Source organism: Hymenobacter antarcticus, from assembly GCF_039539545.1.
Taxonomy (GTDB): domain Bacteria; phylum Bacteroidota; class Bacteroidia; order Cytophagales; family Hymenobacteraceae; genus Hymenobacter; species Hymenobacter antarcticus.
On record NZ_BAABDI010000020.1, the window covers coordinates 1 to 22956 of the forward strand.

At 59.8% G+C, this 22956-nt stretch carries 22 protein-coding genes; 19 read left to right on the forward strand and 3 right to left on the reverse strand.

Annotation, left to right across the window (positions count from 1 at the left end):
- The first annotated feature begins 163 nt into the window (after nucleotides 1-163).
- Nucleotides 164-415 (forward strand): hypothetical protein, encoded by a 252-nt coding sequence (locus ABD819_RS14015; RefSeq protein ID WP_345125328.1) that lies wholly within the window; start codon nucleotides 164-166, stop codon nucleotides 413-415.
- 94 nt (nucleotides 416-509) lie between these two features.
- On the opposite strand, the gene ABD819_RS14020 is transcribed toward ABD819_RS14015, so the two are convergent.
- Both ABD819_RS14020 and ABD819_RS14025 read right to left on the reverse strand, forming a co-directional pair.
- Nucleotides 510-1349, reverse strand: coding sequence for an FRG domain-containing protein (locus ABD819_RS14020; RefSeq protein ID WP_345125329.1), 840 nt, complete (start codon nucleotides 1347-1349; stop codon nucleotides 510-512).
- Nucleotides 1350-1514: 165 nt separating this feature from the next.
- Nucleotides 1515-2366, reverse strand: a complete 852-nt coding sequence (locus ABD819_RS14025; RefSeq protein ID WP_345125331.1) for an oxidoreductase — start codon at nucleotides 2364-2366, stop codon at nucleotides 1515-1517.
- 148 nt (nucleotides 2367-2514) lie between these two features.
- Here ABD819_RS14025 and ABD819_RS14030 point away from each other — a divergent pair, with 148 nt between their 5' ends.
- From ABD819_RS14030 to ABD819_RS14075, 10 genes are all read left to right on the forward strand, one after another.
- Nucleotides 2515-3927: an alpha/beta hydrolase-fold protein gene (locus ABD819_RS14030; protein ID WP_345125334.1), complete on the forward strand. Its 1413-nt coding sequence runs from the start codon at nucleotides 2515-2517 to the stop codon at nucleotides 3925-3927.
- Nucleotides 3928-4015: 88 nt separating this feature from the next.
- Nucleotides 4016-5494, forward strand: coding sequence for an IMP dehydrogenase (gene guaB, locus ABD819_RS14035; protein ID WP_345125336.1), 1479 nt, complete (start codon nucleotides 4016-4018; stop codon nucleotides 5492-5494).
- Nucleotides 5495-5674: 180 nt separating this feature from the next.
- Nucleotides 5675-7174 carry a PP2C family protein-serine/threonine phosphatase gene (locus ABD819_RS14040; protein WP_345125338.1) on the forward strand — a complete coding sequence of 500 codons (1500 nt, stop codon included), beginning with the start codon at nucleotides 5675-5677 and terminating at the stop codon, nucleotides 7172-7174.
- 15 nt (nucleotides 7175-7189) lie between these two features.
- Complete coding sequence (locus ABD819_RS14045) at nucleotides 7190-7519, forward strand: STAS domain-containing protein (protein ID WP_345125340.1); 330 nt, start codon at nucleotides 7190-7192, stop codon at nucleotides 7517-7519.
- Between the two features lie 102 nt (nucleotides 7520-7621).
- Nucleotides 7622-8035, forward strand: a complete 414-nt coding sequence (locus ABD819_RS14050; protein ID WP_345125342.1) for an ATP-binding protein — start codon at nucleotides 7622-7624, stop codon at nucleotides 8033-8035.
- A gap of 263 nt (nucleotides 8036-8298) precedes the next feature.
- Nucleotides 8299-10617 carry a peptidylprolyl isomerase gene (locus ABD819_RS14055; RefSeq protein WP_345125343.1) on the forward strand — a complete coding sequence of 773 codons (2319 nt, stop codon included), beginning with the start codon at nucleotides 8299-8301 and terminating at the stop codon, nucleotides 10615-10617.
- A gap of 240 nt (nucleotides 10618-10857) precedes the next feature.
- The gene (locus ABD819_RS14060; RefSeq protein WP_345125345.1) at nucleotides 10858-12249 is read left to right on the forward strand and encodes a peptidylprolyl isomerase; all 1392 of its coding nucleotides are present in this window, start codon (nucleotides 10858-10860) and stop codon (nucleotides 12247-12249) included.
- Nucleotides 12250-12399: 150 nt separating this feature from the next.
- Nucleotides 12400-13365 (forward strand): AAA family ATPase, encoded by a 966-nt coding sequence (locus ABD819_RS14065; protein ID WP_345125347.1) that lies wholly within the window; start codon nucleotides 12400-12402, stop codon nucleotides 13363-13365.
- Between the two features lie 91 nt (nucleotides 13366-13456).
- Complete coding sequence (locus ABD819_RS14070) at nucleotides 13457-13882, forward strand: hypothetical protein (protein WP_345125349.1); 426 nt, start codon at nucleotides 13457-13459, stop codon at nucleotides 13880-13882.
- A 119-nt stretch (nucleotides 13883-14001) separates the two neighbouring features.
- Nucleotides 14002-14550, forward strand: a complete 549-nt coding sequence (locus ABD819_RS14075; protein WP_345125351.1) for a GNAT family N-acetyltransferase — start codon at nucleotides 14002-14004, stop codon at nucleotides 14548-14550.
- Nucleotides 14551-14745: 195 nt separating this feature from the next.
- Here the strand turns inward: ABD819_RS14075 and ABD819_RS14080 are convergent, their stop codons facing one another.
- Nucleotides 14746-15825, reverse strand: a complete 1080-nt coding sequence (locus ABD819_RS14080; RefSeq protein ID WP_345125352.1) for a hypothetical protein — start codon at nucleotides 15823-15825, stop codon at nucleotides 14746-14748.
- Between the two features lie 418 nt (nucleotides 15826-16243).
- Here ABD819_RS14080 and recA point away from each other — a divergent pair, with 418 nt between their 5' ends.
- From recA to rpsB, 8 genes are all read left to right on the forward strand, one after another.
- Nucleotides 16244-17275 carry a recombinase RecA gene (gene recA, locus ABD819_RS14085; RefSeq protein WP_345125465.1) on the forward strand — a complete coding sequence of 344 codons (1032 nt, stop codon included), beginning with the start codon at nucleotides 16244-16246 and terminating at the stop codon, nucleotides 17273-17275.
- 141 nt (nucleotides 17276-17416) lie between these two features.
- On the forward strand, nucleotides 17417-18235 hold the full coding sequence (locus ABD819_RS14090; RefSeq protein WP_345125354.1) for a DUF3108 domain-containing protein: 819 nt from the start codon (nucleotides 17417-17419) through the stop codon (nucleotides 18233-18235).
- A gap of 101 nt (nucleotides 18236-18336) precedes the next feature.
- Nucleotides 18337-19032, forward strand: coding sequence for a response regulator (locus tag ABD819_RS14095; RefSeq protein ID WP_345125356.1), 696 nt, complete (start codon nucleotides 18337-18339; stop codon nucleotides 19030-19032).
- Nucleotides 19033-19207: 175 nt separating this feature from the next.
- On the forward strand, nucleotides 19208-20272 hold the full coding sequence (locus ABD819_RS14100) for a sensor histidine kinase (protein WP_345125357.1): 1065 nt from the start codon (nucleotides 19208-19210) through the stop codon (nucleotides 20270-20272).
- 41 nt (nucleotides 20273-20313) lie between these two features.
- The gene (locus ABD819_RS14105; protein ID WP_345125359.1) at nucleotides 20314-21027 is read left to right on the forward strand and encodes an RluA family pseudouridine synthase; all 714 of its coding nucleotides are present in this window, start codon (nucleotides 20314-20316) and stop codon (nucleotides 21025-21027) included.
- 163 nt (nucleotides 21028-21190) lie between these two features.
- A complete protein-coding gene (gene rplM, locus ABD819_RS14110; RefSeq protein WP_345125360.1) occupies nucleotides 21191-21643 on the forward strand; it encodes a 50S ribosomal protein L13 in 453 nt (150 codons plus the stop codon).
- Between the two features lie 97 nt (nucleotides 21644-21740).
- On the forward strand, nucleotides 21741-22127 hold the full coding sequence (gene rpsI / locus ABD819_RS14115) for a 30S ribosomal protein S9 (protein WP_345125362.1): 387 nt from the start codon (nucleotides 21741-21743) through the stop codon (nucleotides 22125-22127).
- A gap of 18 nt (nucleotides 22128-22145) precedes the next feature.
- A complete protein-coding gene (gene rpsB / locus ABD819_RS14120; RefSeq protein WP_196283516.1) occupies nucleotides 22146-22913 on the forward strand; it encodes a 30S ribosomal protein S2 in 768 nt (255 codons plus the stop codon).
- Nucleotides 22914-22956: the final 43 nt, after the last annotated feature.

Consider the following 22956-nt stretch of genomic DNA (forward strand, 5'->3'; position numbering starts at 1 on the left):
GAACGGCCCCACCTGGCCCTGAATTACTTAACCCCCAATCAAGTCCATTTGCAAGGAAAAAGCCCCGCCGGAAAATCCGAGCAGGGCCCTTGCCTTATTCCTGTCAACATATAGCCGGACGAGACAGATAGAAGGCCTGCCCACCATTGCCGGAGAAACCTACGTGACGGACAAGTTAGTGGGCAACCGGCCTGGTGATGCCATAACCATCACCGCTTCCAACCCACACGACCCCACCACCTTTCGCGAAACTTCCACATTTGATTATCCAGTAATTGCCTGGGCGGCTTCCATCACCGATGCGATAACCGTGACGCGCCGGGATTATAGCAAGCCGTGGACGTTCAGGCAGCAAAACCGCGACTCCCGCAAAACCGACAACCCGGATATCGCCCTGACCATTCTGGCCGAATAAGAAATACGGCAGCTTTGAGCCTCCAAAGCTTCGCCGGCACTGCATTTTCTGCCTGCTGTCATTCGTTGCACAGCTGCTTCTGTAGCTGCCAGAGTTACCGCATTTCGTTGTCGTCCAGGAAACTCCGGCCGTCGGCCCGGGGCGAGTAGTGGCGGTGCAGCCAGCGGCTGAGTCCTCCCAGTCCCGGCAGCAGCACCCGTTCGGTGATATTGGCCTGGTCGAGCTTGTCGCGCACTTCCCACTTGAGACGAGCGGGCAGGATGATGCGGAAGTAGAGTTCGGGCCGGTCGGCCAGCCAGTCGTGCAGCACGCTCTGGGCCGTGCTCATCAGCGAAAACAGCGCGTACTGATGCACGATGCGGGCATCGAGGCTGGGCGGCTCCAGAAACAGCACGTAGGGCTCGGCTTGCAGCTCTTCCAGCTCGCGCAGGCTGCTGCTCACGGGTTGCAGCAGCTCGGAGGTGAAGACGTTGGAGCCCTCGTTTTGCAGGGCCTGGCGCAGGCGCTGGGGCAGATGCTCGGCGGCCTTCACGTAGTTCAGCGCCCAGATGATGCCGTCTTCGTGGTAAGCATCCAGGTCGTCGGTGGCGAAGTGCAGGGCCACGTAGGGCGAATACGTCCAGTCGAGTAGGCGGGTGGGCAGACCGTGGTGCTGGGCCAGGGCCAGCCAGTCCCAGGTGCTGGCCGCCTGGGCGGGCACGGTGGTATCACGGGCGTATTTGCGGAAGTTGCGCAGCAGGTGGTGTTCCAGCTGGTGGTATTCGCCCCCCAGCCGCTGCAAGCTGGTATCGAGCTGGAAGTGGCGCGAGCGACCGCCCCGGTACACATACGGCGACCGGAACCGCCCAATGCGGGCATCCCAGGTGTCCTGAAACAGCAGCCGCTGCAGGTCTTCCCAGGAAGTCGCTTCGTAGTCGTTGGCGGAGAGGGGCATGGGGCGAAGATACGCCACACGAACAGCGGCTGCACATCAAAAGAACGGTCATGCTGAGCTTGCCGAAGCATCTCTACTGCGCAAGTAATTTGATTTACTACTGCGGTAGAGATGCTTCGGCAAGCTCAGCATGACCGTTCCTCGTCACCAAACGGACGCTTTCCCTTATTCGCCGGCCGGGAAGTCGGCCGCGTCGCCCATCTCGGTGTATTGCTCAAGCTCCTTGGTGAGCGCAGCGAATTTCTCACGGGCTCCTTTCACGGCGGCTTTGCCGAGCGGCAGGTGCAGGGGCGGGTTTTCCATCTGCGCTACCTCGTACATGGCGTGGGCGGCACGCACCGGGTCGCCGGGCTGGCGGCCGCTGTAGCTCTGAATGCCGCGCAGGTTTTCGCCCACCGTGGCCTGGTAATCGTCGATTTTAGTATCGGCAAAGGTGGCCGACTCGCCGGCCCACTTGGTGCGAAAACCACTAGGCTCGATGTTGGTCACCTTGATGCCCAACGGCCCTACCTGCTGGCTCAGGCTCTCGCCAATGGCCTCCAGCGCAAACTTGCTGGCATTGTAGATGCCCACGCCGGGGAAGGTTTTCAGCCCGCCGATGCTGGTGATGTTGAGAATGTGGCCCGAGCGCTGCTTGCGCAGCTGCGGCAGCACGGCCCGCAGCACGTGCAGCACTCCGAACACGTTCACGTCGAACTGCCGCTGCACTTCCTCGGCCGGCACTTCCTCAATGCTGCCCATGGAGCCGTAGCCGGCGTTATTCACGATAACATCGAGGTGCTTGAAATGGGCAATGGCATCGGCCACGGCGGTTTTCACCTGGGGCTCGTTGGTCACGTCGCACACCACGCCCAGTGTGCGGCCGGGTTCTTTGGCGGTGAACTCGGCCGCCTGCTCGGGCTTGCGGAAGGTGGCCGCCACGCGGCCGCCTTTTTCGAGAATATGCGTAGCCAGGGCTTCGCCGAAACCGGACGAGGCGCCAGTAATAAACCAGGTTTGGGAAGTGGAATCAGACATGAGTAGGCCAGTTAAAAATGGTAGCTGCTAAGACGGATTGCACCAGGCAATTGTTTGAATTTTCAGCCCAGGTCACCAGCCCGAAGCCAAAGTTGTACCTTCGTATTCCCTGTAAATCTCGCTTCCCACCCGCCCCACTACTGCCCCTATGAGAAAGCTTTTCTCGCTCCTGCTGGCCCTGCTGGCGTTCACGGCCCAGGCCCAGGTCACGTTCAAAATCACGGCGGTGCCGGCCAACACACCGGCCAATGCCACGATTTACATGGCGGGCTCCTTCAATAACTGGAACCCCGGCAGTGCGGCCCACGCCCTCACCTACAACGCCACCGACCGCAGCTACCAGATTACGCTGCCCACCGGCACCGGCACCATCGCGTACAAATTCACCCGCGGCGCGTGGGCCTCGGTCGAAACCACGGCTTCCAACGGCCAGGTGCCCAACCGGACCTTCACCTTTGGCAGCAGCACCGGGCCAGTGCTGAGCCAGGTACTGAACTGGGAAGACCTGGCCGGCGGCACTCCTACCGGCACGTCCACGGCCGCGGCCAACGTAAGCGTGATTTCGACCGCGTTTGCCATGCCGCAGCTGGGGCGCACCCGGCGCGTGTGGCTCTACCTGCCGCCCGGCTACGCCACCAGCGGCCGCCGCTATCCCGTACTGTACCTGCAGGACGGCCAGAACGTGTTCGACAACCTCACGGCCTTCGCCGGCGAGTGGGGCGTGGATGAGGCCCTGAATCAGCTGGCCATCAACGGCCAGGACCCCACCGGCTGCATCGTGGTAGCCGTAGACAATGGCGCGAACCGCCTCGACGAGTACTCGCCCTGGAATAACCCGCAGTACGGCGGCGGCCAGGGCGACCTATACGTCGATTTCCTGGTGCAAACCCTCAAGCCCTACATCGACACCAACTACCGCACCCTGCCCGGCCGCGAGCATACCGGCGTGGCGGGCTCCAGCATGGGCGCGCTCATTGCCACGTATGCTGCCCTGCGTGAGCCTGCGGTATTTGGCAAAGTAGGCGTATTTTCGCCCGCCTTCTGGTTTGCCTACCCGCAGCTGGCCAGCTACGTGCACCAGCACCCGGCCAACCCCAACACCCGCTTCTACTTCGTGAGCGGCACAACCGAAAGCAGCACCATGGTGCCCTACATGACGGCCATGCGCGATTCGCTGCTGCGCGGCGGCGTGCCGGCGGCCAACCTCAACCTCAATACCCGCCCCGATGGCCAGCACGCCGAATGGTTCTGGCGGCGCGAGTTCCCGGCCGGCTACTCCTGGCTCTACGCTCCTGCCACGGCCTCGGCGGCCCGACCGGCCCGGCGCCTCGCCGTGAGCCTCTACCCCAACCCGACCGCCCGCGAGCTGCGCGTAACGCTGCCAGCCGCCGTGGTCGGCGAAGCCCAGCTCGAAATCAGCGACGTGGCGGGCCGGACCGTGCTGCGAACCCGCGTGCGCAACGGCCAAACAGTGGATGTGAGCCGCCTGCCCGCCGGCCTCTACCTGTCGCGGCTGTCGGCCGGTGGGGCCGTGGGCGTGCGTAAATTCAGCAAAGAATAACCGGAAAGCGGGGTGCGGCGGGGGTCCAACCCAACTTCCCGCCGTACCTTTGACTGGCAAAAGGCCCTAACTCCCAACCCCTTTTGCTATGGCGGATTCCGCAACCCCAAAAATTGCCTTCGAGGCCCTGACTTACGACGACGTACTGCTGCTGCCAGCCTACTCCGAGGTCCTGCCCCGCGACTGCGACACCAGCACCCGCCTCACCGCGACTATCCGGCTGCAAACCCCGCTGATTTCGGCGGCCATGGACACCGTTACGGAGTCGGATATGGCCATCGCGCTGGCGCAGGAAGGCGGCTTGGGCATTATTCATAAGAATATGTCCATCAAGGCGCAGGCCGAGCAGGTGCGCCGCGTGAAGCGCAGCGAGTCGGCCCTGATTGTGGACCCCTTCACCCTGCCACCCACCGCCACCCTCGGCGATGCCCGCCAGCTGATGCGCAAGCACGGCATTGGCGGAATTCCGATTATTGATGCCGAACGCCACCTGCACGGCATCCTCACCAACCGGGATTTGCGCTTCGAGAAAGACCTGAGCCAGCCCGTGACGACGGTGATGATTTCGCTGGCCAACCTCGTCACGGCCCCCGCCGGCATCGACCAGGCCGAAGCCGAACAGCTCCTCACCGATAGCAAAGTGGACAAGCTGCCGCTGGTGGACAGCGAAGGCCGCCTCGCCGGCCTGATGACCTACAAGGACATCCGCAAGCGCCGCCGCGCCCCCAACGCCAGCAAAGACGGCCAGGGCCGCCTTCGCGTGGGCGCCGCCGTGGGTGTGACGCCCGACCTGCTCCAGCGCGTCGCCGCCTTGGTCGAAGCCGGCGTTGATATCGTGAGCCTCGACACTGCTCACGGCCACTCCAAGGGCGTGCTCGATGCCGTGCGCGCCATCAAAGCCGCTTACCCGAAGCTTGATGTGATGGCCGGCAACGTGGCCACCGCCGCCGGGGCCCGCGCCCTGGCCGATGCCGGGGCCGACTGCGTGAAAGTGGGCGTCGGGCCGGGCTCCATTTGCACCACGCGCATCATCGCGGGCATCGGGGTACCGCAGCTTTCAGCCGTGCTGGAAGCCGCCAAGGGCCTCGAAGGCACCGGCGTGACGCTGGTGGCCGACGGCGGCATCAAGTTTTCGGGTGATATCGTGAAAGCCTTGGCGGGCGGGGCGGCTGCCGTGATGGTGGGCTCGCTGCTGGCCGGCACAGAGGAAGCCCCCGGTGAGCTCATCATCTACGAAGGCCGCAAATACAAGAGCTACCGCGGCATGGGCTCGGTAGAAGCCATGGAAGACGGCAGCAAAGACAGGTACTTCCAGGATGCCGAAGACGACGTGAAGAAGCTGGTGCCCGAAGGCATTGTGGGCCGGGTGCCCTTCAAAGGCAATGTTTCGGAGGTAATATACCAGCTGGCAGGCGGCCTGCGGGCCGGCATGGGCTACGTGGGTGCGGGCAACATGGAAGCCCTGCAGGCGGCCCAGTTCGTGCGCATCACCGGGGCCGGGCTGCGCGAGTCGCATCCACACGATGTGCAGATTACCCGCGAGGCCCCGAATTATTCGAGCCGCTAAATTCATCACTGTAGTCACTGGCAGTCAGCGCACAACGCCGGTTTAACCGGGCGTTGTGCGCTGTTGTCGTGCCTAAATTATGTGGTTAGCTTTGGCCGCCGGATTGTATCTTGCATGCCGGTTGGGCGTCGGTAAAGACGCGGTGGGCTGGTACACTTGTGTTATTCCTAGTTTCTGTCTGTGCGTCATCAGTTACTCTACGTTGGTTTTTTATTGGCACTGCTGATTGGCGGAGTGGCCGTGGGCAATCTATTGGCTGACCGCGGCACGGAAATGTCGTCGTGGACCAGCTGGCTGTTGCTGCTGGCGGCTCTGGGCATCCTGGCCGTGTTGGCTAAGCTGTTTTTACGGCCAGCTGCTCCCGCCCCGGCCGAAACGCCGGCCGTCCCACGGCGGCACGACGAAATCCTGAGCCTGCAGCGCCTGGCGCAAATCGTGCAGCGTGGCCAGACTTCGGCCGAGGTGTACCGCGTTTTGCTGGAGTCGGCGGTACAAACCGTTCGGGCCGATGCCGCCTGGCTCGACCTCGACCCCAGCCACACGGGCATCGACGAAACCAATGCTACTCAATACTATCACCTGCTACCTGAGCAGGCTGATACGTTGCGCACGGGCTTGCGGGCTTACCTGCCCAAGGCAGGCGAGTACATCACCAATGACCTAAACAAGCACACGGCTTTTGTGGGCACGCCGCAGGCGTTTCGTTCCCTTATCCAATTGCCTTTTCGGGGCCTGCACTACAATTACGGCACGCTGTACCTGCTCAAAGCGGAGCCCAGCACGTTCAACGGCGAGGACCTGAACATCCTCCAAACGTTCACCAGCCAGGCCGTGCTCAGCATCGAAAACCTGGAGCTGATGCGCACTTCGCTCGAGAACCAGCGCACGCAGGAGGAGCTCAAGATTGCCTCCCAGGTGCAGGACAGCCTCATTCCGAAAAACCTGCCTACCGATAACTGGTTCGACATCAGCTCGCACTCGCTGGCAGCGAAGGAAGTGGGCGGCGATTTCTACGACTTTCTGCACTTGCAGGGCCGGCGACTGGCTGTCATCATCGGCGATGTGAGCGGCAAGGGCGTGACCGCCGCCTTCCACATGGCCCAGATGAAGGGGATTTTCCACTCGCTGATGCAGGAAAACCCCCTGGCCCGCAACGAGCGCGACAAATTCCCGGTGCCGAGCAAGTTCATGGCCCAGGCCAATACCGCCCTTAGCCATTGCCTGGAAAAGTCGTCGTTTATCACTTCGTCGCTCTACATCATTGACTATGAGCAGGGTGGATTTGTATTCGCCCGTGCCGGCCACTGCCACACCCTGTATTACCACGCCCTGCGCGAGGAAGTATTCTACTTCCAGTCGGCAGGCTTGGGGCTGGGCATTATCCGGAACGAGAGCTACGAGAAGCACATCAAAAACCAGTTTTACGACTACAGCCCCGGCGACGTGATGGTGATTTACACCGATGGCATCGTAGAGGCTCGCGGCGGCGATGGCACCGATGAGTACGGCGAAGACCGGCTCAAGCAGCGGCTCGAGGAAAGTTATTTTCAGGAAGCAGAAGACATCAAATCCTTCATCCTGGACGACCTCAACGGCTTTACGCACGGCCATCCCATCCACGACGACCAGACCCTGCTGGTCATTAAATTCAAGTCGGCCCAACCCCTGCCGCTGGCCTGACGTATCGCCCTCATTATGAAAGTTACCGCGCAACCCTCCGCCGAAACCCTCACCCTCCTGCTCGATGGCGAGCTGGACGCTAGCTCCGCCATTGTTCTTGACACTGAGCTGGCAAAACCCGATATCCTTAATTATCGCAAAGTCCTCATTGACTGCGCCAAGCTCAGCTACATTTCCTCGGCGGGCCTGGGCGTATTCATTTCCCACCTGCAGCGCTTCCAGGATGCCAACGTGAAGCTGGTGTTCTTCAACATGCAGGAGAAGGTTTTCAACGTGTTTGAAATCCTGGGTCTGGATGCGCTGATGACCATTGTGCCAAGCGTGACTGAAGCTGAAGCAGCATAATTCAGTTAAGAGTTTGGAGTTAATAGTTAAGAGTTGAACACGTCATTTTCTTCCATTTCAACTTTCAACTCTTAACTATTAACTCTTAACTTTTAACTCCCTATGAAGTCCGTCCTTCGCATTGCCTGTTCACGCAAACACCTCCAGCAGGTGCGCGACTTCGTGCGAAACTACCTCAGCAGCCGGCAGCTGTCCGAAATCACGGTTAACCAAGTGGTGCTGGCCGTGGACGAGGTGGTGGCCAATTTCATTATTCATGCCAACGGGGAAGATGAAACTCAGTTTCTCGACCTGGAAATGACGTTCGATGCCCACAGCCTGAACGTGGAAATCGCCGACCACGGCGACACCATTTTCCTGCCTGCTCCCCACCAAAACCCCGACCTGCGCGACTACATTCGCCAGGGCCGCAAAGGCGGCATGGGCATGACGCTGGTTAACCGCCTTATGGACCGGGTCGAATTTTTCACGCGTGGCAACCATACGGTGTGTCACCTGAGCAAGAACGTCAGCTAGCAGCACAGCTAATCCAAAACGGTCCTGCCGGATGCCTCCGGAGTCCTTCGCCCAGCCGCCACGCCCTCCGACTGGGCTATGGCGGCGCGGAAGGCGCTCCGGAGGCACCCGGCAGGACCTTTTTTTTGGGCGAATACTTTCCCTTTCTATTGGGCTACGAGTTAGCAATTTCCCCCCGGAATTTCGTTAATTTCGCACCGGTAATTTTATGCCCGCGCCGCTAACTCCTTCCGGTGCGGTGCCATCGTCTCCTTCATTCTTATATGCACAAACGCATTCTGTACGCCGGCGCGGCCGTTGTTACGCTGCTGGCTGGCTGCCAAACCTCTAAACCGGCTGCTTCGGCCGCCACGGCAAGTACTGCTACCGGCCCGGCCGTCGAAACGCTGGGCACCTACCCGGTGCCCGCCAACGAGTTTGCCTACGTGTACCGCAAGAACAACAGCACTGCGGCCGACTATGGCACCCGCCAAAGCGTAACCGAGTACCTGGACCTCTACACCAACTTCCGCCTCAAGGTGCTGGAAGCGGAGCAGCGCGGCCTCGATACCACGCAGGCCTTCAAGCGCGAGCTGGATGGCTACCGCCAGCAGCTTTCGCAGCCCTACCTCACGGAGAAAAGCGTGACCGACCAGCTGGTGCGCGAGGCCTACGACCGCATGAGCCAGGAGGTGAATGCCTCGCACGTTCTCATTCGCGTAGCGCCCGACGCCACCCCGCAGGACACGCTGGCCGCCTACCAGCGGATTGAAAAAATTCGTCAGGACGCCCTGGCTGGCACCGATTTCGCCCAATTGGCCCGCACCCAGAGCGAAGACCCATCGGCTAAGGAGAACGGCGGCAAGCTGGGCTACTTCACGGCGATGCAGATGGTGTACCCGTTTGAGTCGGCCGCTTACAAGACGCCGGTGGGGCAGGTATCGGCTCCCATTCGCACGCGCTTCGGCTACCACGTCATTAAGGTAAACGACAAGCGGACGGCGCAGGGCGAAATCAAGGTGGCTCACCTGATGATTCGCATGAACGCCAACGCGGCCAAAAGCGACTCGCTCACGGCCAAGAAGAAGATTGACGAGCTCTACAGCCGCTTGAAAAAGGGCGAAAACTGGGACAAGCTCGTGGCGCAGTTTTCAGAGGATGCTGGCTCGGCGGCCAATGGCGGCGAGTTGCCGCCCTTCGGTACCGGCCGCATGATTCCTTCTTTCGAGGAAGTTGCCTTCAAAATGCAGAAGCCGGGCGAAATTGCCGCCCCGGTGCAAACGCCCTACGGCTGGCACGTTATCAAGCTGATTGAGCGCCAGCCGCTGGCCAAGTTCGCTGATGTTGAGTCGACGCTGAAAAGCAAGGTGGCCAAGGACTCGCGCTCGGAGCTCAACAAAGCCGCTTTCCTGAAGCGCGTGCGCCAGGAAGACCAGTTTATGGAAACCGCGGCGGCCAAAACCTACGCCTTCAGCAAGGCTGATACGGCCCTGGTAGCCGGCCGCTACAAGTACACGGCACCAACTGCGCCCGCGAAAGCTGCCAAAGGCACTGCCAACGACAATACGGCGCTATTCACCATCAAAGGCAAGCCTTACCTGGTGAAGGATTTCCTGACCTACGCGCAGCAGAACCAGCGGCCCCGCACCGGCGCGCAGCCCGCCTTTGCCATGCAGCAGCTCTACGACCAATACGTGGAGCAGTCGCTGACTGAGTTCGAGAAAAACAGCCTCGAAACCAAGTATGAGGACTACCGCATGCTGGTGAAGGAGTACCGCGACGGCATCCTGCTCTTCCAGCTGATGGATGAGAAAGTGTGGAGCAAAGCCATTGAGGACACCGTGGGCCTGAAGAAATATTTCGCTGAGAACCAGGCCAAGTACCAGTGGGAGCAGCGCGTGCAGGGCACCGCGACCAGCGCCGCCACCCCCGCCCTGCTGGCCCGCGTGCAGAAAGAGCTGAAAACCGGCCGCTTCCCCGTGACCAAGGGGGTGCCTAAAGCGGCAGCCTTCCGCACGGGTTCGGGCTCGCTGGTGAAAGGCGGCGTGCTGGCCCTCGAAGATGTGGCCAAGCGTCTGTTGCAGGATACGCTGGCCCGGGTGACCTTCACCGGCCGCGTGAAGAAGGGCGAAAAAGCCAGCCTGGCCGCCGCCCGCGCTGACTCAGCGGCCCGCTTCCTCAACCGCCGGGGGGTGGCCATGCGCCGCATCAGCAAGAAGATGCTGGCGGGTGGAGCCGCTGAGAGCGGCGTGCAAATTGCCCTCAGCAGCGCCAACCCGGCGGCTATTGAGGCTGAGCTGAACGAGCAGAACCCACTGTCGGTGCAAATCAGCCAAAAGGTGTTCCAGAAAGGCGACAACAAAGTGGTGGACGAGCTGATGAGCAAGGGCCCCGGCACCTACAACGTGCAGAAGGACGGCCGCTACTACGCCGTAACCATCGACCAGATTTTGCCCGCCGGCCCCAAAACCCTGGCCGAAGCCCGGGGCCAGGCCACTTCCGATTATCAGACCTACCTCGAAAAAGAGTGGATTACCCAGATGCGGGCCGCTCGCCCCGTGAAGGTGAATGAGGCGGAGGTGAACAAGCTGGTGACCAAGTAATTGTTGACTAAATAACATGTAGCGCGAAGCGGTGCTTCGCGTTCCCGCGCCGTTCAAGCATCGCTAACGGCGCGGGAACGCGAAGCACCGCTTCGCGCTACTGCAACCATCCGGGCCGGGTAACGCTCCCTGTTTTTGTCTGCCAACGGATTTATCGTGAAATTTGTGGGCCCGTTTGCGCGTTACGTGCGAGCGACCCAAGCCCCCGGCACCGGCCGCCGGGCTTTACCCTACTACACTATGCTTGTTAAAGTGAATCGTGCCGCGTTGCCGGCCCTGCTTACATTGTTGCTCCTGCTGGGCTTCGCGCCCGCATCCCAGGCCCAATTGGGCATCAGCCGGCCCAAGGGTCAGCAATTGCTCGACGGCATTGTGGTGAAAGTGGATAACCAGATTGTGCTCCGCTCCGATGTGGAGAATATTTACAACCAGGAAATGGCCCGGGCCGAAGGCAAGGCCATGCCCCCGGACCTGAAATGCAAAATCCTGCAAAGCCTGGTGCTGAATAAGCTGATGCTGGCCCGGGCCGAAGTCGACTCCGTGACCGTGTCCGACCAGCAGGTGAACGGCGAGGTAGACCGCCGCATGGCCTACTTTGTGCAGCAGATTGGCTCGGAGAAGCGTCTTGAGGAGCAGTACAACAAGCCCATCAAGGCGCTGAAAGACGACTTGCGGCCCCAAATCAAAGACCAGCTCACGCAGCAAAAAATGCAGGAAACCATCACCGGCAAGGTGACCGTGACCCCGCGTGAAGTGGCCCAGTATTTCACCAAAGTGCCCAAGGACAGCTTGCCCTATTTCAGCACGGAGGTAGAAGTGGGTCAGATTGTGATTCCGGCGCAGGTGAACGACAAGGCCAAGCAGGCCACCATGGCCAAGCTGAACGACATTCGGGCGCAGATACAGGGCGGGGCTGATTTCGCTACTCTGGCCAAGCAGTATTCCGAAGACCCCGGCTCGGGCAAGGAAGGCGGCTATCTGGGCTTTTTCGGGCGCGGCGAGCTGGTGCCCGAGTACGAGGCGGCTTCGATGAAGCTGGAGCCCGGCCAGCTTTCGCCAGTGGTGCAGTCGCAGTTCGGCTTCCACCTCATCCAGTTTATTGAGCGCAAGGGCAATAAATATTCCACACGCCACATTCTGCTGAAGCCCGAAACCGGCGCGGCCGATGCCAGCGCCTCCGCTAAAACGCTGGTAAAGCTGCGCCGTCAGATTCTGTCCGACAGCATCAGCTTCGCCAAGGCAGCTAAGGATAATTCGTCGGACAAAGCCAGCAGCGGCAACGGCGGCCTGCTGGCCAACCGCCAGGACGGTGGCTCACGCCTGCCCCTCGACAAGCTCGACCCGGCCGTTTTCTTCACCATTGATACCATGAAAGTGGGCCACATCACCCCGCCCATGGCCTACCGCACCGACGACGGCAAGGATGCCATGCGCATCCTGTGGCTCAAATCGAACACCCCGCCGCATCAGGCCAACCTGCAGGAGGACTACCAGAAGATTGCCGCCGCCGCCCTGAACGAGAAAAAGAACAAGGCGCTCGACGAGTGGTTTGCTAAGAACCGCGGTACCGTATACCTGGAAGTGGCCCCCGAATACGCCCAGTGCAAGGTGCTGGATGCCACGGAGAAGTAGGTCCTGACAGAAAAAACAACGTCATGTCGAGCATTCTGCGCCTCAAGCAGAGACCGAGATATCTCGCTTGTGGTAGTAATCTAATCGTTCAATAATGCGAGCGAGATGCTTCGGCTGCGCTCAGCATGACGTTCTAGCTAATATAAGTTCATGCCCACTTTCCAAAACGACAAAGAAGCCGCTGATGCGCTGGCTGCCTCCTTCCAGAAGCTGCGCCAGGAAATCGGTAAGGTCATCGTGGGGCAGGACGAGGTGGTGCGGCTGGTGCTCACGGCCGTGTTTTCGCAGGGCCACAGTCTGCTGGTGGGCGTGCCCGGCCTGGCCAAAACCCTGCTGATTCAGACCATTGCCGACTCGCTGGACTTGTCGTTCAACCGCATCCAGTTTACGCCCGATTTGATGCCTTCCGACATCGTGGGCTCGGAAACGATGAACCAGCAGCGGGATTTTCACTTCGTGAAAGGCCCCATCTTCGCCAACATCATTCTGGCCGACGAAATCAACCGGACGCCTCCCAAAACCCAGGCCGCGCTGCTCGAAAGCATGCAGGAATACGCCGTGACCGTAGCCGGGCAGCGCTATCCCTTGCAGCGCCCCTTCTTCGTGCTGGCCACCCAGAACCCCATCGAGCAGGAAGGCACCTACCCCCTGCCCGAAGCGCAGCTCGACCGCTTCATGTTCAACATCGAGCTGGGCTACCCCACCTACGCCGAGGAGCTGAACATCGTGAAAAACACGACTTCCGACCGCAAGCATACGGTGAATAAAGTCCTCCACGCGGCCGATATTCAGGCATTCCAGGAGCTGGTGCGCCGCGTGCCCGTGGCCGACAACGTGATTGAGTACGCCGTGAGCCTCGTGCACAAAACCCGCCCCAATACCGAGCGGGCCGCCCCCCGCGCCACCCAGCTGCTGGAGTGGGGCGCCGGCCCCCGCGCCTCGCAGCACCTCGTGGTGGGAGCCAAGTGCAACGCCCTGCTCAACGGCAAGTACTCGCCCGATATTGAGGACGTGCGCGCCGTGGCCGTGCCCATCCTGCGCCACCGCCTGGTGCGCAACTTCAAAGCCGAAGCCGAAGGCATCGGCGTAGAGCAGATTGTGAAAGAACTTTTATAGTGCATGGTGCCTAGTGCTTGGTGCTTGGGTCGTGCAATCGTCGTCCAAAAAACACCAAGCACCAAGCACCAAGCACCAAGCACCAAAAAGAATGGAAGCCCAAGCCTACTACCAGCAATTTGAGCGCAACGTGCGCATTATCCTCGACGCCCTGGCCGCCGGCCTCGACCTGCGCACCACGGCCCTCGATACCAGCCTGCCCCTGGAAGTATATGTACTGTGCGAGATACTGAACCAGGGCGCGGGCGAGGACTTTACCCTCACCGCGACCGGCGTGGCGCGCCTGGCCGAGTTTCAGCAGCAGTTTATGAAGCACGAGGACCACACGCTGGCCGCCATGCAGCGCGTGCTGGCCGACAAGCGCGGCACCATGCGCACGCCCGAAGGCCGCGTGCTGGTGAAGGAAATGCTCATTCGCCGCCTCGAATTCTTCAACGAAGCCGCCCGGCAGGTGAACGTGATGCGCACCCAGCAGTCGCTGGGCAGCCCCAGCCAGTACGTGGGCGCAAACAAATAGCCTACTTCGCACGTCTAGAAAGGCCGCTTCTGTATGCAGGGGCGGCCTTTTGCGTTGGCCCGGGTGGTGAGGTGATTTTCGCTGACTGCACCGGGCGCATTCGTTGTATCTGTCATTTCATGCTGCCTCGCAATCCGCTCTTCACGTCCCGCCTTTGCCTGCGCCCCTACGAGCCTGCTGATGCCAGCGACTTCTTCTGCCTGCTCGAAGGCGACCGCGCCCGCCTTCAGGCTTCTTTCCCCGACCGCCTCCAGGCCGTGCGGGCCCCCGCCGATGCCCACGCCGCCCTGGGTGACTTCGCTACCGACTGGCAAACGGGCCGCTTCTACGTGTTTGGCATCTGGCACCGCGCTACGGCCCGCTACGTGGGCGATATCTGCCTCATGCCCCAAAACCGGGGCCAGGCCGAAATAGGCTACTACCTGGCCGCCGCCGCCGAAGGCCACGGCTACGCCCGCGAGGCCCTGGAAGCAGTGGTGAGCTTTGGCTTTGAGGCCGTGGGCAGCCAGCGCCTGCTCATCCGCTGCTACGCTGATAACGAGCGCGGCCAGGCCGTAGCCCGCGCCCTGGGCTTCCAGTTGGAAACCTCGCCCAAACGCCCGCTCTGGTTCCGCAATGCCAATGCGCTGGGCAACATTTACCGCTTCTGGATGGCGCGCGACAAGTAAATCAGTTCTTACGCTACTCCTGGGGCCGCCCCACTGGGTAGTCGGGTGCCCGAACGGGGTTTGGGGCGGCCCCACTGGCCGGATGGGCACCCGACTGCCCAGTGGGGCCGCCCCAATGGCCGGATGGGCACCCGACTGCCCGTTGGGGTGGCCCCACTGGGCAGTCGGGTGCCCGAATACCCGTTGGGGCAGTACTTATTGTCCCACCCGCGCCCGCTTACCGACATTACCCAGCAGCCACTCCTGCCGAAAGTTCAGGTACATCGCCAGCGAGTAGTCCAGCACCCGGGTGTTGAAGTCGAACACCGGCTCTACCCGGGCCGTGAGCGCGGCCGCGTCGGAGATGCGGAAGTCGTGCATCAGCCGCACGAATAGCAAACGCCGCTCGCGGTCCAGAAAATTCGGGTTAGACACCGTGCGCGAGGCGCTTTGGTAGAAGTCGCCCCCGAGCGGCGAAATGAAGCGCGAGCCCTGCCAGTAGCTCAGCATCACATCGGCGTAGCGGGTTTCAAAAGTAGCATTCAGGTACAGGGCCCGGCCGTACTTGAAGGGGAGCTGGCCCCTGGTGAACGAATAGTTTTGAAAGCCGAGCACGTAGCCGCTGAATCGCATGGCTTGCATATTGCGCCCCACCAACCGGTACCGCGCATCAATCCCAAAAGCCTCGTTAAACGCCGTTTTCAGGGGCTTGTCCAGCGTATCAATCTGCCCGCCGTTGTGGGTGGCCGTGAACTGAAACGGAATCGTTACGTGCCACCGGCTGCCATCGCGGCTGGTGCGGTAGCTGCTGCTGATGCCCCCCGCCACTTCCTCCTGAAAGTTGCTAAAACGGTACTGCTGGCGCTGCCAGTCCACCCACTGGTCTACCTGGAGCCGGGTGCCATTATAGCGGAACTGGATGCCTTCCTCCAACGGATTCAGCATCACCCGCTCGAAGTTAAACATCGGCTCGATGTAGTTGTGGTGGAGATGGGGCCGAATGTTGCCCAGGATTATCTGCTGCTTGCCCTTGGTCCAGGTGGCCCGGAACGTGGGGCGCACCTGCTGCAATACCGGGTTGCCAAAGTCCTTCCACAAAAACACGCCGCCTTCCAGGCGCAGGTCTTTAGTGGGATAATAGACGAGCTGCGGATTCAGCTGCGTGCCGTACAGCGTGTAGCCATCCACAGTCTTATTGAAGTACTCGTTGTCTTTGAAGAAGGTGAAGGCGTGGAGCGAGACTCTTATCTCACCAGCTTTGCCCGGCGCTGTTGCACGAAGAAAATCTACTGTCACTGAATCAGTCCCTTTTCCTTCGTTATTCAACAAGCTGTCTATCCCGACGGGTGCACGCCGCCCTGGCGCAGGGCTCGTAAACGCCCGATTATCCAATTGCGCCCGCGCTTCTCCCACTCTAATTAGCACAGCCACAAGGGCAACTAATATTTTTAGATAAATCCGCATATATTTCGCCTTGCAACGGCACCAAACCACTGACCCTTGTGTTAGAAAAAGCCGCCGCGAAAGGGCTTATTTCGGCCTTTTACCAAAGAATATATTTATTCGATTGCGACCCGGTCAAAACCGTTAACTTTACCAAACCTAACCCGTTTTTCTTAAATACCCCCACATGGCACTAGCTACCAAAGCGGCTCCCAAGGCCGATAAAGTTGAAAAGGCTGAAAAAGGCGAAGTAAACACCGCCGCCGAAAAGATGAAAGCCCTTCAGCTTACGCTCGATAAGCTGGACAAAGCCTACGGCAAAGGCACGGTGATGAAGCTCAGCGACAACAAGGTGGGCGACATTCCGAGCATCAGCACCGGTTCGCTCTCGCTCGACATTGCCCTCGGCATTGGCGGCGTGCCCCGCGGCCGCGTCATTGAAATCTACGGCCCGGAATCGTCGGGTAAGACCACACTGACCCTGCACATGATTGCCGAGGCCCAGAAGAAAGGCGGCATGGCCGCGTTCATCGACGCTGAGCACGCCTTCGACAAAACCTACGCCGAGAAGCTGGGCATCGATACCAGCAACCTGCTCATCGCCCAGCCCGACAACGGCGAGCAAGCCCTCGAAATCGCCGACCAGCTGATTTCCTCGGGTGCCATCGACATCATCGTGATTGACTCCGTAGCCGCCCTCGTGCCCAAAGCTGAGCTTGAAGGCGACATGGGCGACTCGAAAGTGGGCCTCCATGCCCGCCTCATGAGCCAGGCGCTGCGCAAGCTCACCGGCACCATCAACAAAACCGGCTGCTGCTGCGTGTTCATCAACCAGCTCCGCGAGAAAATCGGCGTGATGTTCGGCACTCCCGAAACCACCACCGGCGGTAACGCCCTGAAATTCTACGCCTCAGTGCGCCTCGACATTCGCCGCATCGGCCAGATTAAAGAGGATAAGGACAACGTGACCGGCAACCGCACCAAGGTGAAGGTGGTAAAGAACAAAGTAGCCCCGCCCTTCAAGGTGGTCGAGTTCGACATCATCTACGGCCAGGGTATTTCGAAAGTCGGGGAGATTGTCGACCTCGGCGTCGATATGGGCATCATCGGCAAGTCGGGCTCGTGGTTCAACTACGGCGAAACCAAGATTGGCCAGGGCCGCGAAGCCGTGAAAACCCTGCTGCTCGACAACCCCGAGCTGGCAGCTGAAATCGAAGCCAAAATCCGGGCCATGGCCAAGGGCGATACCGATGTCATCCCCGTGGACCTGACCATCGTGGAAGACGGCGAAGACACGCTATAAGGTACTTAGCCTTGTCCGTGTAAAATCCAAAGCCCGTTGCCAATGGCAACGGGCTTTTTTTGCGTTCGTACCTTTACATAGCGCCGGGGCTGGCATTACATTTGTCTACGCCTGAGCTGTGCCTTATTTTTATTATAGTTTATGACCCGTCGCTGGTTTCTATTCGCTCCCGTCATTTTACTTGTGCTCGCCGCCGCGCGACTGCCCCTCGGGCCCGGCGACGCCGTGCGCAGCGTTCCGCAGTCCAGCTTCGGGCGCGGCGAGGTGATTAAGTACACAGTGCACTACGGACTCATCAACGGCGGCGAGGCCACGGTGGAAACCGGCGGCAGCCTGGAGCGCGTGAACGACCGGCCCTGCTACAAGGCCACCGTGAGCGGCCGCACCACCGGCTCGTTCGATTTTTTCCTCCGCATCCGCGACCAGTGGCGCGCCTACATCGACACGACCAGTATTCTGCCCATCCGCGCCCAGCGCGATATTGCCGAGAAAAACTACCGCAAGAAGGAAACCATTGATTTCGACCATTTGCACGACCTGGCCGATGTGCAGGTACACGACAAAGAACACCCCAAGCGCAACACCGTGAAGGTGGCCAACAACAGCTTGGAGCTGGTGAGCGGCTTTTATTACCTCCGCACCATCAATTTCGACCGCATGAAGGTGGGCGATGTAGTACGGATACCCGGCTACTTCGATGGCGACAACTTCATGCTCGAAGTAACCTACAAGGGCCGCGAAGTAGTGGAAACCAAGGCTGGTGATGTGCGCACCTTCAAACTGGTGCCCAAGTTGCCGAACAACAAGCTGTTCCGGGGCGAAAACGCCATTTCGGTCTACCTTTCCGATGACCGCAATAAGATTCCGGTGCTGTTTCAGGCCGAAATGTTCGTGGGCACCGTGAAAGTGGATATGGTGGGCTACAAGGGCCTGAAGTGGAAGCTGAACACTACGAACTAAGACCTGAGACTGAACGGGTCACACAATCGTAACATAGCCCCAGCCCCGGATAGCGGTACTTTTGCACTCGCAAAGCTTTGCCTCACTTAAGCCCCAACGCCGTGACTGCTGCCAAATCGCCCGTATATAAGATTCTAGTAGTTGACGATGACCCGGACATTGTTGAGCTCCTGGAGTTTAACCTGAAAAAAGAGGGCTATCAAACCGCATCGGCTTCTGATGGCCGCAAGGCCCTGGATATAGCAGCCGAGTTCAACCCCGACATCATCCTGCTCGATGTGATGATGCCCAATCTTGACGGCATCGCCACCTGCCGCCTGCTGCGCGAGCAGCCCAAGTTCAAGGATACCTATATCCTGTTCCTGACGGCCCGCGCCGAGGAATTTTCCGAAGTGGCGGCCTTCGAAGCCGGGGCCGACGACTTCATTGCCAAGCCCATCAAGCCGCGCGCCCTGCTCGGCCGCCTGGCGGCCGTGAAGCGCCGCGACCAGGACCCCCACGCCGCCGTCGATGCCATCGATATTAATGGCCTGCGCATCGACCGCACGGCGTTTGCCGTGTATCAGGAAGGCAAAAAAATCACGCTTCCGAAGAAGGAATTTGAGCTGCTGGCTTTCCTGGCCGCCTCGCCCCACAAGGTGTTCAACCGCGAAGAGCTGCTGCAGAATATCTGGGGCAATGACGTGTTCGTGCTGGCCCGCACCGTGGATGTGCATGTGCGCAAAGTGCGCGAAAAAGTGGGCGACCATCACATTCAGACCATCAAGGGCGTGGGCTACAAGTTCAACGCGGACTGAAAATCAGTGAACAGTTATCAATGAACAGTTATCAGTGAACAGTGAGTAATGGTCGCTACGGCCATTGCTCACTGTTCTTTACCTTCCAATCAGTTTTGTTAGGGCGGACGGTTGCCTTGTTCACTGCTAACTGCTCACTGATAACTGCTCCCTGATAACTGTTCACTGAATATAAATGAACCTCTCCTCTCGCACCATTGCCATTCTCATTGCGCTGCTGGTGGCGGGCGTGCTCACTACCTACGCCCATTTCGGGCCAATGCTGCCGTTTCGGATGGCGATGCTCGCGACGGGTGTAACGGTAGCGGCGTGTTTTCTACTGGTATATCTGTCGTTTGAAGCCCTGATATTTCGGGAAATCAACGGCATCTACGCCGGTCTGGAGCATATCAAGCGCAAGGAGTTCAAGCGCCTGAGCAACAAGTTCCTGTTTCGGCCCGAGCCGGTGAAGCGCGTGCGGGATGAAATTCTGCTCATGGCCGAGCGCCGCCAGCAGGAGCTCGACGAGCTGGTGCGCCTGCAGGCCCTGCGGCGCGAGTTTCTGGCCGACGTTTCGCACGAGCTGAAAACACCGCTCTTTGCCGCGCAGGGCTTCGTACACACCATTCTCGACGACGAGGACGATGATATTGACCTGGCCACCCGCCGCAAATTTCTGAGCAAGGCCGCCACCAGTCTCGACGCCCTCGATGCGCTGGTGCAGGACCTGGTGACCATCGCGCAGCTGGAGAAAGGCGTGGTGCGCATGCGCCGCCAGCGCTTCGACCTGATTACGCTGGTGCGTGAAATATTTGAGCTGCTGGAGCAGCAGGCGGCCCGCCGGGGCACGCACCTGGAGCTTTTCCCTCCCAACCTGCCCGAAACCGGCCTGCTGGTGGTGGCCGACCGCAACCGCATCCGCCAGGTACTGGTGAACCTGATTGACAACGCCATCAAGTATGGCCGCGATGGGGGCCGCGTGGCAGTGTCGCTGGTGGAAGGCGGCCGCTCGGTGCGCATTACCGTGCGCGACGACGGGGCCGGCATCGCCCCCGAGCATCAGAACCGCATTTTCGAGCGTTTCTACCGCGTCGACAAAAGCCGCTCGCGCGAGTCGGGCGGCTCGGGCCTGGGGCTCGCTATCAGCAAGCACATCGTGGAGGCCCACAAGTCCAGCATCCGGGTAAAAAGTACCGTAGGCGAAGGTACTACCTTGGAATTCAAGCTAAACAAGCCGAAAAGCGGGGTTCTGGACCATTAAGGAACGGCCTTGCGGAGCCAGCCGTACCTTTGGGGCATCCTATGAAGCTCCCCAATTTTTCCGACCTCGTTATTTTTGAAAACGACGACTACCTCGTCGTCAATAAGCCGCCGTTTCTGGCCACGCTCGATGAGCGGGTGGGCGGCGCGCCCAACATGCTGCGCCTGGCCCGCCAGCACTACGACGATATTCAGGCCGCCCACCGCATCGACCGCGAAACCAGCGGCGCGCTGGCCTTCGCCAAAACCCCCGAAGCCTACCGCCACCTCGCCATGCAGTTCGAGAACCGCGAGGTGAAAAAGCAGTACCACGCCGTGGTGTGGGGCACTCCGCAGCTCGACCACCAGCTGGTAGACCGCAGCATCGAAAGCACCACCCGGGGTAAAGCCCGCCTCGCTTACAAGGGCAAGGCCGCCGAAACGTACTTCACCACGCTCGAAACCTTCACCCGCCACGCCCTTATTCAGTGCGAGCCCATCACGGGACGAATGCACCAGATTCGCCTGCATCTCATGTATTTGCAGGCTCCCATCGTGGGCGACAAGGACTACGGCGGAGAGGATTTTTTCCTGTCTTCCCTGAAGAAGAAATTCAATATGAAGGCCGGCGAAGAAGAGCAGCCCTTCATCAAGCGCTTCGCCCTGCACGCCCTGAAGCTTGAATTTACCGGCCTGCAAGGTGAGGCAATTTCTGTGGAAGCTCCCTATCCCAAAGATTTTCGGGTTCTGGTGGAGGCCATGCGGCAGAATCGGTAGCTTTTATTTGGCTCTAATCCGCCGGCTGGTGCCTTTTGAGGAATTATTGCTACGCCACGCTTGGCTATTTCCCCATAAATCAGTACCTTTGTGTCCGTTTTTCCCGGAGCCCTAACGGCTCCGTACTCTTATTCAATAGTTTAGCATACCTTTTTTTCGACTCATGGACCACCTGAGCTTCAAGACGACCCACGTCAGTAAGGCCAACGCCCAGAAGAGCTGGGTTATCGTAGACGCCAGCGTAGCCCCACTGGGCCGCGTTTGCTCGCAGATTGCCAACATTCTGCGCGGCAAGCACAAGCCTTCGTTTACGCCCAATGCCGACTGCGGTGACAACGTCATCGTCCTCAACGCCGATAACCTGCGCGTAACGGGCAAAAAAATGACCGAGAAGGTCTATATCACCCACTCGGGCTACCCCGGCGGCCAGAAGCGCCGCACCGTGCGCGAGCAGATGAACCGCGACTCAACCCGCGTCATCGAGCACGCCGTGAAAGGCATGCTGCAGGGCAACAAGCTGGGCTCTGCTCAGTACCGCAACCTGTACGTGTACGCTGGCATGGAGCACCCGCACGAGGCGCAACAGCCCGTTGCTATCGAACTCAAAAACCTGTAAGACCTTGTAGCACATGCTTTAGCTTGTGCTGCGCAGGAATTACTTTTCCAACCCGGCACAAGCTAAAGCGTGTGCTACATTCATAATTTTTCCACTAATGGCAATTACCAACACCTCTGGTAGAAGAAAAACCTCGGTGGCCCGCATTTACATGCAGGCCGGGCAAGGGATTATCACTATCAACGACCGGGACATGAAGGCGTATTTCAGCAACGAGTTGCTGGAAAACGTTGTGAACCAACCCCTGGCAATTCTTGAGCAAGTCGGCCAGTACGACATCAAGGTGAATGTGAAAGGCGGTGGCATTTCGGCGCAGGCCAATGCTATTCGCCTGGCAATCACCAAGGCGCTCGTAAGCGACAACGAGGAGACTCGTCCGGCGCTGAAAAAAGAAGGCTTCCTGACCCGTGACCCGCGCATGGTGGAACGCAAGAAATTCGGCAAGCGCAAGGCTCGTCGCTCGTTCCAGTTCTCGAAACGCTAAAACCAGGAGGATTTTATCATGGCCCAGACGACTTATAAAGACCTGCTCGACGCAGGTGCCCATTTTGGTCACCTCACCCGCAAGTGGGACCCCAAAATGGCGCCGTACATCTTCATGGAGAAGAACGGCATCCACATCATTGACCTCAACAAAACGCTGGTTTCGCTCGACTACGCCGCCACTGCTATTCGCAACATTGCGAAGAGCGGCCGCAAGGTGATGTTCGTAGCGACCAAGAAGCAGGCGCAAGAGATTGTGACCACCGAAGCGGAGCGGTTGAAGATGCCTTTCGTCACCGACCGGTGGCTGGGTGGCATGCTCACCAACTTCGCCACGGTGCGCAAGTCGCTGAAGAAAATGGCCACCATCGATAAGATGGTGAAAGAGAACACGGCCTACGCCGCTCTCGCCAAGCGTGAAAAGCTGATGATGTCGCGTGAGCGCGCCAAGCTGGACCGCGTACTCGGTGGTATCGCCGACCTCGGCCGTCTGCCCGCTGCCCTGTTCGTAGTGGACGTGAAGCGCGAGCACATCGCCGTGAAGGAAGCCCACAAACTGGGTATCCCGGTGTTTGCTATCTGCGACACGAACTCGAACCCTGAGCTGGTGCAGTTCCCGATTCCTGCCAACGACGATGCTTCGAAGTCGATTCAGCTCATCGTGAGCGTAATCGGCAAGGCCATCGAAGACGGCCTATCGGAGCGCAAAGTTGACAAAGAAGACGCCGACCGCAAGGAAGCCGACGAGGCTGCCATTGCTGAGAAAACGGCTGCTGACGAGGAATAATCCCTTCTTCGCTCTTTGAAAAAAGGGAACCTTCGAGTAGCTA

Excerpts from the sequence above, each read along its gene's own strand:
- ABD819_RS14020 (WP_345125329.1), bottom strand. The coding sequence starts at position 1,349 with ATGCCCCTCTCCGCCAACGACTACGAAGCGACTTCCTGGGAAGACCTG.
- ABD819_RS14025 (WP_345125331.1), bottom strand. The coding sequence starts at position 2,366 with ATGTCTGATTCCACTTCCCAAACCTGGTTTATTACTGGCGCCTCGTCC.
- ABD819_RS14030 (WP_345125334.1), top strand. The coding sequence starts at position 2,515 with ATGAGAAAGCTTTTCTCGCTCCTGCTGGCCCTGCTGGCGTTCACGGCC.
- guaB (WP_345125336.1), top strand. The coding sequence starts at position 4,016 with ATGGCGGATTCCGCAACCCCAAAAATTGCCTTCGAGGCCCTGACTTAC.
- ABD819_RS14045 (WP_345125340.1), top strand. The coding sequence starts at position 7,190 with ATGAAAGTTACCGCGCAACCCTCCGCCGAAACCCTCACCCTCCTGCTC.
- ABD819_RS14050 (WP_345125342.1), top strand. The coding sequence starts at position 7,622 with ATGAAGTCCGTCCTTCGCATTGCCTGTTCACGCAAACACCTCCAGCAG.
- ABD819_RS14055 (WP_345125343.1), top strand. The coding sequence starts at position 8,299 with ATGCACAAACGCATTCTGTACGCCGGCGCGGCCGTTGTTACGCTGCTG.
- ABD819_RS14060 (WP_345125345.1), top strand. The coding sequence starts at position 10,858 with ATGCTTGTTAAAGTGAATCGTGCCGCGTTGCCGGCCCTGCTTACATTG.
- ABD819_RS14065 (WP_345125347.1), top strand. The coding sequence starts at position 12,400 with ATGCCCACTTTCCAAAACGACAAAGAAGCCGCTGATGCGCTGGCTGCC.
- ABD819_RS14070 (WP_345125349.1), top strand. The coding sequence starts at position 13,457 with ATGGAAGCCCAAGCCTACTACCAGCAATTTGAGCGCAACGTGCGCATT.
- ABD819_RS14075 (WP_345125351.1), top strand. The coding sequence starts at position 14,002 with ATGCTGCCTCGCAATCCGCTCTTCACGTCCCGCCTTTGCCTGCGCCCC.
- recA (WP_345125465.1), top strand. The coding sequence starts at position 16,244 with ATGAAAGCCCTTCAGCTTACGCTCGATAAGCTGGACAAAGCCTACGGC.
- ABD819_RS14090 (WP_345125354.1), top strand. The coding sequence starts at position 17,417 with ATGACCCGTCGCTGGTTTCTATTCGCTCCCGTCATTTTACTTGTGCTC.
- ABD819_RS14100 (WP_345125357.1), top strand. The coding sequence starts at position 19,208 with ATGAACCTCTCCTCTCGCACCATTGCCATTCTCATTGCGCTGCTGGTG.
- ABD819_RS14105 (WP_345125359.1), top strand. The coding sequence starts at position 20,314 with ATGAAGCTCCCCAATTTTTCCGACCTCGTTATTTTTGAAAACGACGAC.
- rplM (WP_345125360.1), top strand. The coding sequence starts at position 21,191 with ATGGACCACCTGAGCTTCAAGACGACCCACGTCAGTAAGGCCAACGCC.
- rpsI (WP_345125362.1), top strand. The coding sequence starts at position 21,741 with ATGGCAATTACCAACACCTCTGGTAGAAGAAAAACCTCGGTGGCCCGC.
- rpsB (WP_196283516.1), top strand. The coding sequence starts at position 22,146 with ATGGCCCAGACGACTTATAAAGACCTGCTCGACGCAGGTGCCCATTTT.